General features: G+C 66.9%; 18 protein-coding genes. 14 read left to right on the top strand and 4 right to left on the bottom strand.

The genetic code is table 11. The features are described 5' to 3' along the window. Positions 1 to 25: 25 nt before the first annotated feature. The 10 genes from QP609_RS08045 (at position 26) to QP609_RS08090 (ending at position 6,954) form a co-directional block, all read left to right on the top strand. Complete coding sequence (locus tag QP609_RS08045) at positions 26 to 196, top strand: DUF1674 domain-containing protein (RefSeq protein ID WP_005409075.1); 171 nt, start codon at positions 26 to 28, stop codon at positions 194 to 196. A 56-nt stretch (positions 197 to 252) separates the two neighbouring features. Beyond that, complete coding sequence (gene sdhC, locus QP609_RS08050; protein WP_024958620.1) at positions 253 to 645, top strand: succinate dehydrogenase, cytochrome b556 subunit; 393 nt, start codon at positions 253 to 255, stop codon at positions 643 to 645. Further along, positions 642 to 1,028: a succinate dehydrogenase, hydrophobic membrane anchor protein gene (gene sdhD / locus QP609_RS08055; RefSeq protein ID WP_005409077.1), complete on the top strand. Its 387-nt coding sequence runs from the start codon at positions 642 to 644 to the stop codon at positions 1,026 to 1,028. Before sdhC ends, sdhD begins: the two co-directional genes overlap by 4 nt. Positions 1,029 to 1,059: 31 nt before the next feature. Then, the gene (sdhA, locus tag QP609_RS08060) at positions 1,060 to 2,850 is read left to right on the top strand and encodes a succinate dehydrogenase flavoprotein subunit (protein ID WP_014646765.1); all 1,791 of its coding nucleotides are present in this window, start codon (positions 1,060 to 1,062) and stop codon (positions 2,848 to 2,850) included. Between the two features lie 66 nt (positions 2,851 to 2,916). Next, complete coding sequence (locus QP609_RS08065) at positions 2,917 to 3,702, top strand: succinate dehydrogenase iron-sulfur subunit (protein ID WP_005409079.1); 786 nt, start codon at positions 2,917 to 2,919, stop codon at positions 3,700 to 3,702. 75 nt (positions 3,703 to 3,777) lie between these two features. After that, on the top strand, positions 3,778 to 4,026 hold the full coding sequence (locus QP609_RS08070; RefSeq protein WP_049442321.1) for a succinate dehydrogenase assembly factor 2: 249 nt from the start codon (positions 3,778 to 3,780) through the stop codon (positions 4,024 to 4,026). Beyond that, a complete protein-coding gene (locus QP609_RS08075) occupies positions 3,977 to 4,426 on the top strand; it encodes a hypothetical protein (protein ID WP_041863309.1) in 450 nt (149 codons plus the stop codon). Before QP609_RS08070 ends, QP609_RS08075 begins: the two co-directional genes overlap by 50 nt. Positions 4,427 to 4,449: 23 nt before the next feature. Continuing rightward, the gene (locus tag QP609_RS08080) at positions 4,450 to 5,691 is read left to right on the top strand and encodes a lipoprotein-releasing ABC transporter permease subunit (protein WP_032958619.1); all 1,242 of its coding nucleotides are present in this window, start codon (positions 4,450 to 4,452) and stop codon (positions 5,689 to 5,691) included. Continuing rightward, positions 5,684 to 6,397, top strand: a complete 714-nt coding sequence (gene lolD, locus QP609_RS08085; RefSeq protein ID WP_014036806.1) for a lipoprotein-releasing ABC transporter ATP-binding protein LolD — start codon at positions 5,684 to 5,686, stop codon at positions 6,395 to 6,397. Before QP609_RS08080 ends, lolD begins: the two co-directional genes overlap by 8 nt. Before the next feature lie 107 nt (positions 6,398 to 6,504). Further along, positions 6,505 to 6,954 carry a DUF6491 family protein gene (locus QP609_RS08090; RefSeq protein ID WP_032958624.1) on the top strand — a complete coding sequence of 150 codons (450 nt, stop codon included), beginning with the start codon at positions 6,505 to 6,507 and terminating at the stop codon, positions 6,952 to 6,954. Positions 6,955 to 7,028: 74 nt separating this feature from the next. Here QP609_RS08090 and QP609_RS08095 read toward each other — a convergent pair whose 3' ends face one another. From QP609_RS08095 to ftsY, 3 genes are all read right to left on the bottom strand, one after another. After that, entirely contained in the window at positions 7,029 to 7,298 is a 270-nt protein-coding gene (locus QP609_RS08095; RefSeq protein WP_004153160.1) for an oxidative damage protection protein, read from the bottom strand. Between the two features lie 5 nt (positions 7,299 to 7,303). After that, a complete protein-coding gene (gene mutY, locus QP609_RS08100; RefSeq protein ID WP_046429947.1) occupies positions 7,304 to 8,428 on the bottom strand; it encodes an A/G-specific adenine glycosylase in 1,125 nt (374 codons plus the stop codon). A gap of 82 nt (positions 8,429 to 8,510) precedes the next feature. Next, positions 8,511 to 9,842, bottom strand: coding sequence for a signal recognition particle-docking protein FtsY (gene ftsY, locus QP609_RS08105; RefSeq protein ID WP_046429948.1), 1,332 nt, complete (start codon positions 9,840 to 9,842; stop codon positions 8,511 to 8,513). 129 nt (positions 9,843 to 9,971) lie between these two features. Between ftsY and QP609_RS08110 the strand changes: the two genes are divergently transcribed. Continuing rightward, on the top strand, positions 9,972 to 10,271 hold the full coding sequence (locus tag QP609_RS08110; RefSeq protein ID WP_014646771.1) for a hypothetical protein: 300 nt from the start codon (positions 9,972 to 9,974) through the stop codon (positions 10,269 to 10,271). A gap of 216 nt (positions 10,272 to 10,487) precedes the next feature. On the opposite strand, the gene htpG is transcribed toward QP609_RS08110, so the two are convergent. Further along, on the bottom strand, positions 10,488 to 12,380 hold the full coding sequence (htpG, locus tag QP609_RS08115) for a molecular chaperone HtpG (RefSeq protein WP_014646772.1): 1,893 nt from the start codon (positions 12,378 to 12,380) through the stop codon (positions 10,488 to 10,490). 719 nt (positions 12,381 to 13,099) lie between these two features. On the opposite strand from htpG, the gene rsmD reads away from it, so the two are divergent. The 3 genes from rsmD to QP609_RS08130 are packed head-to-tail and all read left to right on the top strand — an operon-like array spanning position 13,100 to position 14,766. Next, complete coding sequence (gene rsmD / locus QP609_RS08120) at positions 13,100 to 13,678, top strand: 16S rRNA (guanine(966)-N(2))-methyltransferase RsmD (RefSeq protein WP_014646773.1); 579 nt, start codon at positions 13,100 to 13,102, stop codon at positions 13,676 to 13,678. Positions 13,679 to 13,704: 26 nt separating this feature from the next. Continuing rightward, positions 13,705 to 14,214 carry a pantetheine-phosphate adenylyltransferase gene (coaD, locus tag QP609_RS08125; protein ID WP_014036814.1) on the top strand — a complete coding sequence of 170 codons (510 nt, stop codon included), beginning with the start codon at positions 13,705 to 13,707 and terminating at the stop codon, positions 14,212 to 14,214. Between the two features lie 60 nt (positions 14,215 to 14,274). After that, positions 14,275 to 14,766 (top strand): hypothetical protein, encoded by a 492-nt coding sequence (locus QP609_RS08130; protein WP_005409092.1) that lies wholly within the window; start codon positions 14,275 to 14,277, stop codon positions 14,764 to 14,766. Positions 14,767 to 14,836 lie beyond the last annotated feature (70 nt).

Raw genomic sequence — 14,836 nt, forward strand, 5'->3', positions numbered from 1 at the left:
AAATTTGTGCGTTGCGAGACCGAACATGATAGGCCAAACAACCCCCACTCCCGACGACGAATCTGAAGCCCCGCTGGTCCCCGCGGCACCCGTGCCCGTGGAACAGGAAAAAGCGGAAGAATTCGGCGGCCGCGGCGGACTTGATCCGGTGCGGTATGGCGATTGGGAGAAAAACGGACGCTGCATCGATTTCTGATCAGCATTGAGCCAACGCGGCCGTGTGCCGCCCAGCCGAGACAACGAGCCCAGCGAATGGCGACCAGACAACGCCCACTTTCCCCGCACCTTCAGGTGTATCGCTGGCAGATTCAGATGGCCACCTCGATCCTGCATCGAGCCACTGGCGTCTTTCTGTCTGTTGGTGCCCTCATCATCGCCGCCGGCCTGCTGGCCCTGATGATGGGGCCCGAGTCCTGGAACTGCTTCACCGGCCATGCCGGGGCCTGGTATGGCCGCGTGTTCCTGTTCGCGTGGACATGGTCGTTCGCCTATCACCTGTGCAATGGCATCCGCCACGTCGTGCAGGACTTCGCCATCGGCTTCAGCATCCCCGCCTTCATCCGCAGCAGCTGGCTGTCGGTCATCGGCAGCCTGGTGATCACCCTGCTGGTGTGGGCCTATGTGATGTTCGGAGGTGCCGCGTGAGCAAGTTCCGTACCCCGTTGAAGAACGTGCGCGGCCTTGGCTCGGCCAAGACCGGCACCGAGCACTTCGTGCACCAGCGCCTGACCGCCGCCGCACTGGTGGTGCTGGGCATCTGGTTCCTGGTCTTCGTGCTGGGCCTGCTGGGCTCGGACTACGCCACCGCCGCCGCCGCCGTGGCCAAGCCGTGGAACGCGGTGCCGCTGATCGGCCTGCTGATCGCGATGTTCTGGCACGCGCAGCTCGGCATGCAGGTCGTGCTGGAAGACTACATCCACGAATCGCTGCTGGCCCTGGTGCTGCAGACCGCGGTGAAGTTCGTCGCCGTGCTCGGCATGATCGTCAGTGTGTTTGCGGTGGGCCGCATCGCCCTCGGCGTTGCCTGAGCCCAGGCACCTACACAGGAATCCAGATTAGATGTCCGCTTACAAGATCACCGAACACAAGTACGACATGGTCGTGGTCGGCGCCGGCGGTGCCGGCCTGCGCGCCACGTTCGGCCTGGCCGCCAAGGGCCTGCAGACCGTGTGCCTGACCAAGGTCTTCCCGACCCGTTCTCACACCGTTGCCGCCCAGGGCGGTATCTCGGCCGCGCTCGGCAACATGGGCGAGGACGACTGGCGCTACCACTTCTTCGACACCATCAAGGGGTCGGACTGGCTGGGCGACCAGGACGCCATCGAGTACATGTGCCGTGAGGCCATCCCGGCCATCATCGAGCTCGAACATTACGGCGTGCCGTTCTCGCGCACCGCCGAAGGCAAGATCTACCAGCGTCCGTTCGGTGGCATGACCACCAAGTATGGCGAAGGCCCGGCGGCGCAGCGTACCTGCGCGGCGGCCGACCGTACCGGCCACGCGATGCTGCACACGCTGTACCAGCAGTCGCTGAAGCACGACGCGCGCTTCATGATCGAGTACTTCGCGCTCGACCTGATCTTCGACGAGGAAGGCGCCTGCCGCGGCGTGCTGGCCCTGGACATGTCCGACGGCACCCTGCACCTGTTCCGCGCCCAGGGCGTGGTACTGGCCACCGGCGGCTACGGCCGTGCCTACTTCAGCGCCACCTCGGCGCACACCTGCACCGGCGACGGTGGCGGCCTGGCCATGCGTGCCGGCATCGCCATGCAGGACATGGAGTTCGTGCAGTTCCACCCGACCGGCATCTACGGCGCCGGCTGCCTGATCACCGAGGGTGTCCGCGGTGAAGGTGGCATCCTGCGCAACAGCAGTGGCGAGCGCTTCATGGAGCGTTACGCGCCGCACTACAAGGACCTGGCCTCGCGCGACGTGGTCAGCCGTTCGATGACCATCGAGATCCGCGAAGGCCGCGGCGTCGGCGAGCACAAGGACCACATCCTGCTCGACCTGACCCACCTCGGCCCGGGCGTGATCGACGAGAAGCTGCCGGGCATCGCCGAGAGCGCCCGCATCTTCGCCGGCGTCGACGTACACAAGCAGCCGATTCCGGTCATCCCGACCGTGCACTACAACATGGGCGGCATCCCGACCAATTACCACGGCGAAGTGGTGCAGAAGGTCGGCGACAACGACAACGCGGTAGTGCCGGGCCTGTACGCCATCGGCGAAGCGGCCTGCGTGTCCGTGCACGGCGCCAACCGCCTGGGCTCGAACTCGCTGCTGGACCTGGTGGTGTTCGGCCGTGCCGTGGCCAACCGCTGTGCCGAGACCATCAAGCCGGGCGCTGCGCACAAGCCGCTTCCGGCCGATGCCTGCGACAAGGCGCTGGGCCTGCTGGACAAGCTGCGCCACGCCAACGGCGATACCCCGACCTCGGTCATCCGCGATCGCATGCAGCGCACCATGCAGGCCGACGCGGCGGTCTTCCGCACCAGCCAGACGCTGAAGGAAGGCTGCGAGAAGATGGACAAGATCTTCGACTCGTTCCAGGACGTGAAGGTCTCCGACCGTTCGCTGGTGTGGAACTCGGACCTGATCGAGACCTACGAGCTGAACAACCTGCTGCTCAATGCGGTGGCGACGATCAACTCGGCCGAACAGCGCAAGGAAAGCCGCGGCGCGCATGCGCACGAGGACTTCCCGGACCGCGACGACGTCAACTGGCAGAAGCACACCCTGGTCAGCGTCGACGAGAAGGGCAAGTGCAGCTTCGACTACCGTCCGGTGCACATGTACACGTTGACCGACGACGTGTCCGTGGTGCCGCCGAAGCCGCGCGTGTACTGATCCGACCCCGCCTACCATGCAATCCGCGCCCACGGGCGCGGGCCGCCTGAGCCAACGAGAGCAGCCATGGCCGAGTTTTCACTCCCCAAGAATTCCAAGATCACGAAGGGCAAGCACTTCCCCGTCAAGAACGGCGGCAAGAACGTGCGCACCTTCAAGATCTACCGCTGGAGTCCGGACGACGACAGCAACCCGCGCACCGATACCTATGAAGTCGATCTGGACGCCTGTGGCCCGATGGTCCTGGACGCCCTGATCAAGATCAAGAACGAGATCGACCCGACCCTGACCTTCCGCCGCTCGTGCCGCGAAGGTATCTGTGGTTCGTGCGCCATGAACATCGACGGCACCAACACCCTGGCCTGCACCCGAGCCATCTCGGACTGCGGCAAGAAGGAAGTGCCGATCTACCCGCTGCCGCACATGAACGTGGTCAAGGACCTGGTTCCGGACCTGACCCACTTCTACGCGCAGTACGCGTCGATCAAGCCGTGGATCCGCACCCAGACCCCGGCACCGCCGGACCGCGAGCGCCTGCAGTCGCCGGAAGACCGCAAGAAGCTGGACGGCCTGTACGAGTGCATCCTGTGCGCCTGCTGCTCGACCAGCTGCCCGAGCTACTGGTGGAACGGCGAGCGTTACCTGGGCCCGGCGATCCTGCTGCAGGCCTACCGCTGGATCATCGACTCGCGCGATGAGGACACCGGTGCGCGCCTGGACGATCTGGAAGATCCGTTCAAGCTGTACCGCTGCCACACCATCATGAACTGTGCCCGGACCTGCCCGAAGGGCCTGAACCCGGCACTGGCGATCGCCGAGATCAAGAAGCTGATGATGGAACGCCGCGCCTGATACACGGCGCAGGGTAGTTGCATGACCCCAGTAGAGCCACGCCATGCGTGGCTTTGCTGTATCTGGAGAAACACGATGGAAGAAGACGTTCTGCTGAAGAAGCTGCGCTGGCGCTGCCGCCGCGGCATGCGTGAGCTGGACCAGCTGTTCGGCCGCTACCTGGACCACGAGTGGAGCACTGCGCCGACCGAAGAGCGCGAGGTTTTCCTGTTCCTGCTCGACTGCGAGGACGATAAGTTGTGGCGCTGGTTCATGGGCTACGAGGCCTGCCCGCATGCGCACGCGATCCCCTTCATGCAGAAGATCCTCGCCCTCAAGCCTTGAGTGGCGCCCCTCGCGGCTGCAGGCCGCCGCCCAGTTGGCGGTGCTGCTGGCTGCGCCGTGGCTGCTGCGCGCATCGGATCTGCCTTCACGGCTGCTGATGCCCGCAGTGGTGCTGGCCTGGTGCACGGGCCTGGCCGAACTGGCCTGGCGCCAGCGCAGGCCGCGCGTGCAGGTGCTTCTGCCGCCGCTTCCCGAGCCACTGCAGGTGGCCGGGCAGGACGTTGATACGCCACGGCTGGTGGTGCGTGGCCCATGGCTGTTGTTGCTGTGGCGTGAGGATCGGCGCCGCCAGCGCCTGCTGTTCTGGCCGGATGTGCTCGATTCCGGGCAGCGACGTGAACTGCGACTGGCCGTGGCCGCACGCGCCGTTTCCCGTCAGCCCCGGACGATGGCACCATAAGCTGAATTGACCGGCGTGCCTGCATGTTCAAACCCATTCCCGTGGCCATTGGCCTGCGCTACCTGCGCGCCAAGCGCCGCAACGGCTTCATCTCCTTCATCTCGATGGCATCGATCCTGGGCATCGCGCTCGGCGTTACGGTGCTGATCACCACGTTGGCGGTGATGAGCGGATTCCAGAAGGAAATCCGCAGCCGCCTGCTGCAGATGACCGCGCACACCACCATCAGCCGCGACGGCGAGCCGATGCCGGACTGGATGCGCGTGGTCGACGTAGCCCGCAAGGATCCGCGCGTGGCCGGTGCCGCGCCTTACATCGAGATCCAGTCGATGATCAGCGGCCCACGCGTGCAGGGTGCGATCATCCAGGGCATCGATCCGGCGCTGGAGCCGAAGGTATCGGTGATCGACAAGAAGGTCACCAAGGGCAGCTATGCCAGCCTGACGCCGGGCAGCTTCAACCTGCTGCTGGGCAAGGAACTGGCGATCTGGCTCGGCGTCGACGTCGGTGACCAGGTGCTGGTGACCTTCGCCGAAGTGCAGGGCACGCCTGCCGGTGCCGTGCCGCGGATGAAACGCTTCACCGTCAGCGGCATCTTCGAGGCCGGCTACAACGAGGTCGACCGGGGCGTCGGCTTCGCCAACATGCAGGACCTGGAGCGCGTGCTGCGCAGCGACGGCGCCACCGGCGTGCGGCTGAAGCTGCACGACATGGACCGCTCGCTGGAAGTGGGCGTGGACCTCGCGCAGAGCCTGGGTGGTGCCTACCGCGTGAGTGACTGGACCCAGCAGAACGCCAACCTCTACCACTCGCTGCGCATGGAGAAGGTGGTGATGGGCATCCTGCTGTCGCTGATCATCGCCATGGGTGCGTTCAACCTGGTGTCCTCGCAGGTGATGCTGGTGACCGACAAGCAGGCCGACATCGCCATCCTGCGCACCCTCGGCCTGACCCCGGGCGGGGTGATGCAGGTGTTCATGGTGCAGGGTTCGCTGATCGGCATCTTCGGCACGCTGGCCGGCCTGATCGGCGGCATCACCCTGACCCTCAACCTGGAACGCATCCTGGGCGCCATCGAAAGCGTGTTCAACGTCAAGCTGCTGCCGGAGGATGTGTACTACATCACCGGCCTGCCGACCGACATGCAGACAGGCGACGTGGTGGCGATCACCGTGGTCGCGCTGCTGATGAGCTTCCTGGCCACCCTGTATCCCGCCTGGCGGGCGGCACGCACCCAGCCGGCGGAGGCCCTGCGTTATGAATAAGGTCTTCAACCGCGGCGATGAGGTGATCCGCGCCGAAGCACTGGGCAAGACCTACGCCGAAGGGCGCATGCAGACCCCGGTGTTCGATGGACTGGACCTGACCGTGACCGCCGGCGAAACCGTGGCGATCATCGGTGCCTCCGGTGCCGGCAAGAGCACGCTGCTGCACCTGCTGGGCGGGTTGGATATTCCGACCGCAGGCGAGGTCTACGTGACCGGCCAGCGCATGTCCGCGCTGTCGGACACCGCGCGTGGCCTGCTGCGCAACCAGGCGCTGGGCTTCGTCTACCAGTTCCACCACCTGTTGCCGGAATTCACCGCGCTGGAAAACGTGATGATGCCGGTGCTGCTGGCCGGCACTGCCGTGGCCGAAGCGAGCAGCCGGGCCACCACGCTGCTGGAAGCGGTCGGCCTCGGACATCGCCTGGACCACAAGCCGGGCGAGCTGTCCGGCGGCGAACGCCAACGTGCCGCGGTGGCACGTGCGCTGGTCAATCATCCGGCCTGCGTGCTCGGTGACGAGCCGACCGGCAACCTGGATGACCGCACCGCGGGCACCGTGTTCGAGCTGATGCTGGAACTCAACCGCGCGCGTCATACCAGCCTGGTGCTGGTTACCCACGACCGCAGCCTGGCGCGGCGCCTGGACCGGGTGCTGGAGCTGCGCGAAGGGCGCCTGCACGCACTGGCCCACGCCGACGTCTGAGCGGCCGGCAACGGCCGCCTCCCGGCGCCTGAACGGGTTTACCTGCCCTCGCGCCGGTCGCACATCGGCCGGCGCATGATCGCAGCAGGTTCCCCGAGGAGATCGCCATGAAGACCCCGATCCTGATCGCCGGACTCTGCCTGGCGCTGGCCGCCTGCGCGACCACCGGCCGGCTCAGCAGTACCGAGAAACTGGATCTGTACCGCGCCCACGCCGGCGCGCCGCAGAACGACATGCAGTTCTTCGGCAGCCTCAATGGCTGGACCGAACTGGGTGACAGCGCGCTGGCGGTGTGGACCCGGCCGAGCGAGGCTTACCTGCTGGAACTGAGTGGTCCGTGCCCGGACCTGTCGTACGCCACCGCCATCGGGTTGACCAGCAGCATGGGCCGCGTGTCATCGCGTTTCGACAAGGTGCTGGTGCGCGACCCGACCGGTGGCCCGCGCATGCCGTGCTTCATCAACAGCATCCGCAAGCTGGACGTGAAGGCACTGCGTGCCTCCGAGCAGGAGCTGCGCCAGGCGCAGGTGCAGGAGCGCGAGGAAAATACGAAATAGCGCGGTAGTGCCGGCCGCTGGCCGGCAACCTGGCATCTGCGCGATGCCGGCCAGCGGCCGGCACTACCTTTGGGTCAGGCTTCCGGGGTGAAGCCGGCAGGCTTTTCCGCGTCCTTCTCGAACAGGAACTTGACCAGTTCGCCCTCAAGGAATGCGCGATGCTCCGGGGTGCGCGGCGACAGGCGGTTTTCGTTGATCAGCATGGTCTGGTGCGCGAGCCACGCGGCCCAGGCCTGCTTGCCGATGTTGTTGAAGATGCGCTGGCCCAGTTCGCCGGGGTAGGGCACGAAGTCCAGGCCCTCGGCATCGCGTTGTTCGTACTGGCAGAAGACGGTTCGGGACATGGCACTCACTCGTGGTTGCGGGGTTTCTTGGAATTTCGTTTCGGCGCCTTGGTCGTGGCGCCGTCGAGCAGCTTGCGGATCGGCGCTGGCAGGCCCAGCGCGGGCAGCTCGTCGTTGGCGACCCAGCGCAGCGTGGGTTCTTCCACGCGCAGGCCGTGCACCTGCCGCGACAGTACCTGCAGGTGCAGCTTGTAGTGGCTGAAGGTGTGCTGCAACACCGGCAGTTCCTCGGCGTCTTCCAGCGAACCTTCGACGTGCGCGTCGAACCAGTCCTGCAGTACGCTGCCGGCATCGGCCTGCGGCAGCGTCCACAGCTGCGCCCAGATGCCGGTGTCCGGCCGCTTCTGCAGCAGCACGCGCTGCTGGGCATCGCGCAGCAGCAGGGCCACGGCTTCGCGCTCGGGCAGGGTCTTGCTGGGCTTGGGCGTGGGCAGTTCGGCGGTACGGCCTTCGCGGCGCGCCGCGCACGCGTCCTGCAGCGGGCAGATCACGCAGGCTGGCTTGGCGCGGCTGCACACCGTCGCACCCAGGTCCATCTGCGCCTGGGTGTAATCAGCCATTCGCCCGGCCGGCACCTGCGCCACGTGCGCCTCGGCAATCGACCACAACTGTTTCTCGATGGCCGGCAGGCCGGGAAAGCCGTCGATGCCGTGGTAACGGCTGAGCACGCGCTTGACGTTGCCATCGAGGATCGCGAACGGATCGTTCCAGGCCTGGCTGAGGATCGCACCTGCGGTGCTGCGGCCGATGCCGGGCAGGGCATGCAAGGCATCGAAATCGCGCGGCAGGTCGCCGTCGTGCAGTTCCACGCAGCGCTTCGCGGCGGCATGCAGGTTGCGTGCGCGGGCGTAGTAGCCGAGCCCGGCCCACTGCGCCATCACCGCGTCATTGCTGGCGGCGGCGAGGTCGGGCAGCGTCGGGAAATGCTGCAGGAACCGCTGGAAGTACGGGATGACCGTGGCTACCTGGGTCTGCTGCAGCATGATTTCCGACAGCCAGACCCGATAGGGGCTGCGTGGGTGCTGCCAGGGCAGGTCGTGGCGACCATGGTCGTCGAACCAGTGCAGCAGGCGGGCGACGAAACCGTCCCGTTCTGCAGTTTCGGCGCTGGCGTGCGGCTGGCGGGGCATTGGAGTTCCAGAGAGGCAGCCACCCGTGGGGTGGCTCTACCAGGCTGCGGTAGAGCCACGCCATGCGTGGCTGCGCGGTGTATCAGGCGCCCAGCGCTTCGGGCAGCAGGGCGTCGACGAACGCTTCCGGATCGAACACGCGCAGGTCTTCCGGGCGCTCGCCGATACCGGCAAAGCGGATCGGGATGCCGAACTCGCGGGCCAGCGCGAACACCACGCCGCCCTTGGCAGTGCCGTCCAGCTTGGTCACCACCAGGCCGGTCACGTTCACTGCGGCATTGAACTGGCGCAACTGCGACAGCGCGTTCTGGCCGGTGGTGCCGTCGATCACCATCAGCACTTCGTGCGGGGCGGTGGGGTCGATCTTGCCGAGCACGCGGCGGATCTTGCCCAGCTCGTTCATCAGGCCGGACTGGGTGTGCAGGCGGCCGGCGGTATCGGCGATCAGCACCGAGGTGCCGCGGGCCTTGCCGGCCTGCAGCGCGTCGAATGCCACCGAAGCGGCATCGGCGTTCTGCCCCTGCGCGACCACGGCTACGCCGTTGCGCTCGCCCCAGGCCTGCAACTGGGCCACGGCGGCGGCGCGGAAGGTATCGCCGGCAGCCAGCATCAGGCTGTGGCCGTCGTCCTTGAAGCGCTTGGCCAGCTTGCCGATGGTGGTGGTCTTGCCGACGCCGTTGACGCCGACGGTGAGCACCACGAAGGGCTTGGCGTTGCGATCGATCACCAGCGGCTTGGCCACCGGCTGCAGGATCGCGATCAGCTCGGCGCGCAACGCGGCCAGCAGCGCATTGGCGTCGGCGAACTCGCGCGACTTCATGCGCTTGCGCAGGCCCTCGACCAGATCGGTGGTGGCGCCCACGCCGACGTCGGCGGTGATCAGTGCGGTTTCCAGTTCGTCCAGCAGATCGTCGTCGAGCTTGGGGTTGCGCGAGAACAGTCCACCGAAGCTGCGCGCGATGACGCTGTTGCGCAGGCGTTCGCGCCAGCCGGGCTTGCCGGCAGGCGCCGGAACGGCATCGATCGAGGCGGCGGCAGGCAGGTCGTCGGTGACCGGTGCCGGGGTGGGCTGAGGCAGTGGTGCGGGTGCCGGTTCGATGGCCGGGGCCGCCACCGGGGCGACGTCGATCCGGGCGGCCGATTGCGGAGCGCTCGGAGCGGGAACGACCGGAGCCGGAACCACCGGAGCCGGAACCACCGGGGTGGGCTCGAAAGCGACCGGAACGACGGCTGCCGGCGGCGGCTCGGCCGGCGCAGGCGCGGCCGGTACGGCTACCGGTGCTGGCTCTTTGTCCTCGACCGGCGCGGCCGACGGGAACGCCGCCGCCAGCTCTTCAGCCGAGTAGTGCTGGGTCTTGGGTGCCTCCGCTGCGGGGGCATCCTGGGGCTTCTTGCGGCGGAAAAAACTGAGCATTGGCAAAAGGCGCTGAAATCAGGGGGATATGCTACCACTCGGGCCTGTCGGGCCGATGTGGACTCAAGGTCGCGGCCCGCCGGCCGTTAACCGGTCCGGAGGGCTGCGTCGTGCGGCCCGGAGACCGCCATGGACAACGTGATGGGAATTGCCCTCGGCGGGATGCGTGCGTCCCAGCAGGGCGTGCAGGTGGCTGCGCACAACGTGGCCAACCTGGCGACCCCGGATGCCCAGCGCCTGCAGCTGCAGCGCAGTGCTGCCGGGCAGGGTGGGGTGCAGGCCGCGGTGATTCCCGTCGGCGCCGATGCCGGCGCGCCGCTGGGTGACCTGCTGGCCGCGAAAGCCGAGGTGGTGGCCTTCGCCGCCAATGCCGCGGTGATCCGCCGCCAGGACCAGATGCTGGGTTCGCTGCTGGATCGCGACGCCTGAACCCCTTCGGCAGGCGCCAACCGCCGCCCCTGGTGGGTGCCAACCTTGGTTGGCACTCTCCACCCGCGCCGGTAGGTGCCAACCTTGGCTGGCACGCTCGATCCGCCCCGGTAGGTGCCAACCTTGGTTGGCACGCTTTTGGGGCGCCAACCAAGGTCGGCCTCTACCAGAGCACCGCCGGGTAAGCCGGGCCATGCCCGGCGACCACCCTGTCGATCAGGCCGACAGCTCCAGCAGCAGCTTGTTCAGCCTCGCCACGTAGGCACCCGGGTCCTTCAGGCTGTCACCGGCGGCCAGCGCGGCCTGGTCGAACAGCACCCGGCCGAGGTCGTCGAAACGCGCGCCATCGGCTTCGGCATCCAGCTTGGCAATCAGTGGGTGGCCCGGGTTGATTTCCAGCACCGGCTTGCTGTCCGGCACCTTCTGCCCGCTGGCTTCCAGGATCTGGCGCATCTGCAGGCCCAGGTCCTGTTCGCCGATGGCCAGTACCGCCGGCGAATCGGTCAGGCGGTGTGACACGCGCACTTCGGCCACGTCATCGCCCAGCACGGTCTTCAGGCGCTCGACCAGGCCCTGCTTGTCCTTCGCCGCGGCTTCCTGTTCCTGCTTGTCCGCTTCGGTTTCCAGCGCGCCCAGGTCGAGATCGCCACGAGCGATGTCGACGAAGCCCTTGCCGTCGAAATCGGTCAGGTAGCCCATCAGCCACTCGTCGATGCGGTCGGTCAGCAGCAGCACTTCCACGCCCTTCTTGCGGAACACTTCCAGGTGGGGGCTGTTGCGCACCTGGCTGTAGCTCTCGCCGGTCAGGTAGTAGATCTTGTCCTGGCCTTCGGTCATGCGGCCGAGGTAATCGGCCAGCGACACCGTCTGCGCATCGCTGTCGCCGCGGGTGGAGGCGAAGCGCAGCAGCCCGGCCACCTTCTCGCGGTTGTTGTAGTCCTCGGCCGGGCCTTCCTTCAGCACTTGGCCGAATTCCTTCCAGAACGTGGCGTATTGCTCCGGCTTGTCGGCGGCCAGCTTGTCCAGCATGTCCAGCGAGCGTTTGGTCAGCGCCGCCTTCATCGAATCGATGACCGGGCCGGACTGCAGGATCTCGCGCGAGACGTTCAGCGACAGGTCGTTGGAGTCGACCACGCCCTTGATGAAGCGCAGGTACAGCGGCAGGAACTGCTCGGCCTGGTCCATCACGAACACGCGCTGCACATAGAGCTTCAGGCCCTTGGGCGCATCGCGGTGGTACAGGTCGAACGGCGCGCGGCCGGGCACGTAAAGCAGCGAGGTGTACTCCAGCTTGCCTTCGACCTTGTTGTGGCTCCACGCCAGCGGATCGCTGTGGTCGTGCGCCACGTGCTTGTAGAACTCGGTGTACTCGGCGTCGCCGATCTCGGTGCGCGGACGGGTCCACAGCGCGCTGGCGCGGTTGACGGTCTCCCACTCGACGGTGGCGCCTTCTTCGCCACCTTCCTTCGGCATCTGGATCGGCAGGCCGATGTGGTCCGAATACTTCTTGAGGATGCTGCGCAGGCGCCAGCCGTCGGCGAAGTCGTGCTCGCCATCCTTCAGATGCAGGACGATGCGGGTGCCGCGCTCGGCCTTGTCGACGGTGGCGACGTTGAAATCGCCTTCGCCGCGCGAGGTCCAGCGCACGCCTTCACCTGCGGCCAGGCCGGCGCGGCGCGAGGTCACTTCGACCTCGTCGGCAACGATGAAGGCGCTGTAGAAGCCGACGCCGAACTGGCCGATCAGCTGCGAATCCTTCTTCTGGTCGCCGGACAGCTGGCGCAGGAAATCGCCGGTGCCGGACTTGGCGATCGTGCCGAGATGGGCAATCGCCTCGGCGCGACTCATGCCGATGCCGTTGTCTTCGATGGTGATGGTGTGGGCGGTGGGGTCGAAGCTGACGCGCACGCGCAGTTCGCTGTCGCCTTCCAGCAGGGCCGGCTGGGTCAGGGCCTCGAAGCGCAGCTTGTCGGCGGCGTCGGCGGCGTTGGAGACCAGCTCGCGCAGGAAGATCTCCTTGTTGGAGTACAGCGAGTGGATCATCAGCTGCAGCAGCTGCTTGACTTCGGTCTGGAAGCCAAGGGTTTCGGTCTGGGTGGTCTCGGTCATCGATAGGGCTCCATGTGCAATGCCGCGCCAGCGCGTGCGGCCTCGCCAAGGGGTATGGCTGATTGTCCCGAAATCAAGGGGTTGGTCGGCCGGGCGGCGCCCGGCACCTGCAGAGGCCGAAGCAACAGCAACAGCAACAGCAACAGCGGGCTATCCGTGGGATGGCGGGGCGGTGTGGGTTGGCAGGACACGCCGTAAACCCCCTCCGGGGGCCGGCCCAGCCGCTGGCGGCTGTGCGTTCGGGCGCTTGCGAAGCAGTGCTTCGCAAGCAAAGCGCCCTCACCCATGGGGGCTCGATGGCGCCATCCATGGCGCCAACGGTCCTGCCACCCCACACCGCGCCGCCTCTGACAGATTTCCCGCGCCTGTTGGTAGGTGTCGACCTTGGTCGACACATCTGTCAGATATCGAAATAAATCTGGGGTCAGATCCGTTTTCCGCAGGAAAACGGATCTGACCCCAAGAGCCGTTCCGACAGATCGCAGGAAACTGTCGAAGGCGGGGTGGGTCCGGTTGAGGGGGCGTGAGCCGCATGGATGCGGCGACCGAGCTTACATGGACGTACTTGCAGCGTCCCCCTCAACCGGACCCACCCCGCCATCCCACGGGGATGCCCGCTGTTGCTGTTGCTTCGGCTTCTGCGGGTGCCGGGCGCCGCCCGGCCGAACTACAATCCCGCTCATGCTGAATTTCTCGAATTCCTCCCGCCGGGGGCGCCGATGAGCGGCCGCGGTGGCAATGACGGCCAGGTCCGCATCATCGGCGGGCGCTGGCGCAATACCCGGCTGCCGGTGCCGACCCTGCCGGGCCTTCGCCCCAGCAGCGACCGCGTGCGCGAGACCCTGTTCAACTGGCTGATGCCCAAGCTCGGCGGGGCCCGCGTGCTGGACCTGTTCGCCGGCAGTGGCGCGCTGGGCCTGGAGGCGGTCTCGCGTGGCGCTGCCCACGCCACCCTGGTCGAGCGCGATGCGCAGCTGGGACGCAACCTGACCGCCGCCGTCGCCAGGCTGCAGGCCAGCGACCAGATCACCGTCGTGCAGGCCGATGCCCTGCGCTGGCTGCAAGGGGCGCAGGCGCAGCAGGCCGATCTGGTCTTCATCGACCCGCCGTTTGCCGATGGCCTGTGGCAGGACGTGCTGGCCCAGCTGCCGCGGCACCTGGCCGCCGACGCCTGGCTGTACCTGGAATCGCCGGCCGGCCACGTGCCGGTGCTGCCGCCGGACTGGCTGCTGCACCGCGAGGGTGGCACCCGCGAGGTGCGCTTTGCCCTGTACCGCCGTGCCACTGCTACACTTTGACCTCATCTGAACATCTGCATCCGCCCATGACCGTGGCCAATCGCCGCATTGCCGTCTACCCCGGCACGTTCGACCCCATCACCAACGGTCATATCGACCTTGTGAGCCGGGCCGCGCCGCTGTTCGAAAAGGTCGTGGTCGGCGTGGCGCAGAGCCCGTCCAAGGGCCCGGCGCTGCCGCTGGAGCAGCGCGTGCAGCTGGCGCGTGGCGCGCTGGCCCACCACGGCAACGTCGAGGTCATCGGCTTCGATACCCTGCTGGCCCATTTCGTACGTTCGGTGCAGGGCGGGGTGCTGCTGCGCGGCCTGCGCGCGGTGTCCGACTTCGAGTACGAATTCCAGATGGCCAGCATGAACCGCCACCTGATCCCCGAGGTCGAGACCCTGTTCCTGACCCCGGCCGAGCAGCACAGCTTCATTTCGTCCTCGCTGGTCCGCGAGATCGCGCGCCTGGGCGGCGACGTGTCCGGTTTCGTGCCGGCCGCGGTGCTCGAAGCCCTGCGCAAGGTCCGCGAAGCGAAGTCGGCACAGTCGTAAGCCCCGCTGTACCCGCACCCCATTACGTACACCACCACGCACCATTCCGGGAGGAAACCCATGAACACCACCATGCGCGCGATGCTGATCGCTTCGTTGGCCCTGGCCTTCACCGCCTGCAAGAAGGAAGAGGCCGCTCCGGTCGACGAGGCCAAGCAGGCCCTGGTCGCCCCGGCCAAGGACGACGATGCAGGCTGGAAGAAGTACCTGCAGGAAGTGGCGATCCAGAACATGGGCAACATCACCAACAGCCCGTTCCTGTACTACCTCTCGCCGGAATCGGACCCGGACTTCCAGGCCAAGTACGAGCGCCAGACCGAAAGCGCGACCCAGGCCGTGGCCCGTGGCGTGCAGCCGGGCAACATGCTGGCCTTCGGTTCGTCGGCCTCGGGCAAGATGGCGGACATGATCCAGGCCGTGTTCAAGGACGTGTCGCCGGATTCGATGAAGGGCGTGCGCGTCGTCTTCATCGGCCAGTCGGCCGACAACGCCCGCGTGCAGGCTGCGATCCAGCCGACCGGTGCCGAGTACATTTTCGTCGAAGCCAAGTAATACCGAGCCATGGCGGCCATGCTCCGGCATGGCCCGGGCGGCATCCTGCAAGGGGCGCCGCTGATGACCT

This window comes from Stenotrophomonas sp. 8(2023) (assembly GCF_030345295.1).
GTDB classification, from domain to species: Bacteria; Pseudomonadota; Gammaproteobacteria; order Xanthomonadales; family Xanthomonadaceae; genus Stenotrophomonas; species Stenotrophomonas muris.

Coding starts and splice junctions, on each gene's coding strand:
- QP609_RS08045 (WP_005409075.1), top strand. CDS start 26: ATGATAGGCCAAACAACCCCCACTCCCGACGACGAATCTGAAGCCCCG.
- sdhC (WP_024958620.1), top strand. CDS start 253: ATGGCGACCAGACAACGCCCACTTTCCCCGCACCTTCAGGTGTATCGC.
- sdhA (WP_014646765.1), top strand. CDS start 1,060: ATGTCCGCTTACAAGATCACCGAACACAAGTACGACATGGTCGTGGTC.
- QP609_RS08065 (WP_005409079.1), top strand. CDS start 2,917: ATGGCCGAGTTTTCACTCCCCAAGAATTCCAAGATCACGAAGGGCAAG.
- QP609_RS08070 (WP_049442321.1), top strand. CDS start 3,778: ATGGAAGAAGACGTTCTGCTGAAGAAGCTGCGCTGGCGCTGCCGCCGC.
- QP609_RS08075 (WP_041863309.1), top strand. CDS start 3,977: ATGCGCACGCGATCCCCTTCATGCAGAAGATCCTCGCCCTCAAGCCTT.
- QP609_RS08080 (WP_032958619.1), top strand. CDS start 4,450: ATGTTCAAACCCATTCCCGTGGCCATTGGCCTGCGCTACCTGCGCGCC.
- lolD (WP_014036806.1), top strand. CDS start 5,684: ATGAATAAGGTCTTCAACCGCGGCGATGAGGTGATCCGCGCCGAAGCA.
- QP609_RS08090 (WP_032958624.1), top strand. CDS start 6,505: ATGAAGACCCCGATCCTGATCGCCGGACTCTGCCTGGCGCTGGCCGCC.
- QP609_RS08095 (WP_004153160.1), bottom strand. CDS start 7,298: ATGTCCCGAACCGTCTTCTGCCAGTACGAACAACGCGATGCCGAGGGC.
- mutY (WP_046429947.1), bottom strand. CDS start 8,428: ATGCCCCGCCAGCCGCACGCCAGCGCCGAAACTGCAGAACGGGACGGT.
- ftsY (WP_046429948.1), bottom strand. CDS start 9,842: ATGCTCAGTTTTTTCCGCCGCAAGAAGCCCCAGGATGCCCCCGCAGCG.
- QP609_RS08110 (WP_014646771.1), top strand. CDS start 9,972: ATGGACAACGTGATGGGAATTGCCCTCGGCGGGATGCGTGCGTCCCAG.
- htpG (WP_014646772.1), bottom strand. CDS start 12,380: ATGACCGAGACCACCCAGACCGAAACCCTTGGCTTCCAGACCGAAGTC.
- rsmD (WP_014646773.1), top strand. CDS start 13,100: ATGAGCGGCCGCGGTGGCAATGACGGCCAGGTCCGCATCATCGGCGGG.
- coaD (WP_014036814.1), top strand. CDS start 13,705: ATGACCGTGGCCAATCGCCGCATTGCCGTCTACCCCGGCACGTTCGAC.
- QP609_RS08130 (WP_005409092.1), top strand. CDS start 14,275: ATGAACACCACCATGCGCGCGATGCTGATCGCTTCGTTGGCCCTGGCC.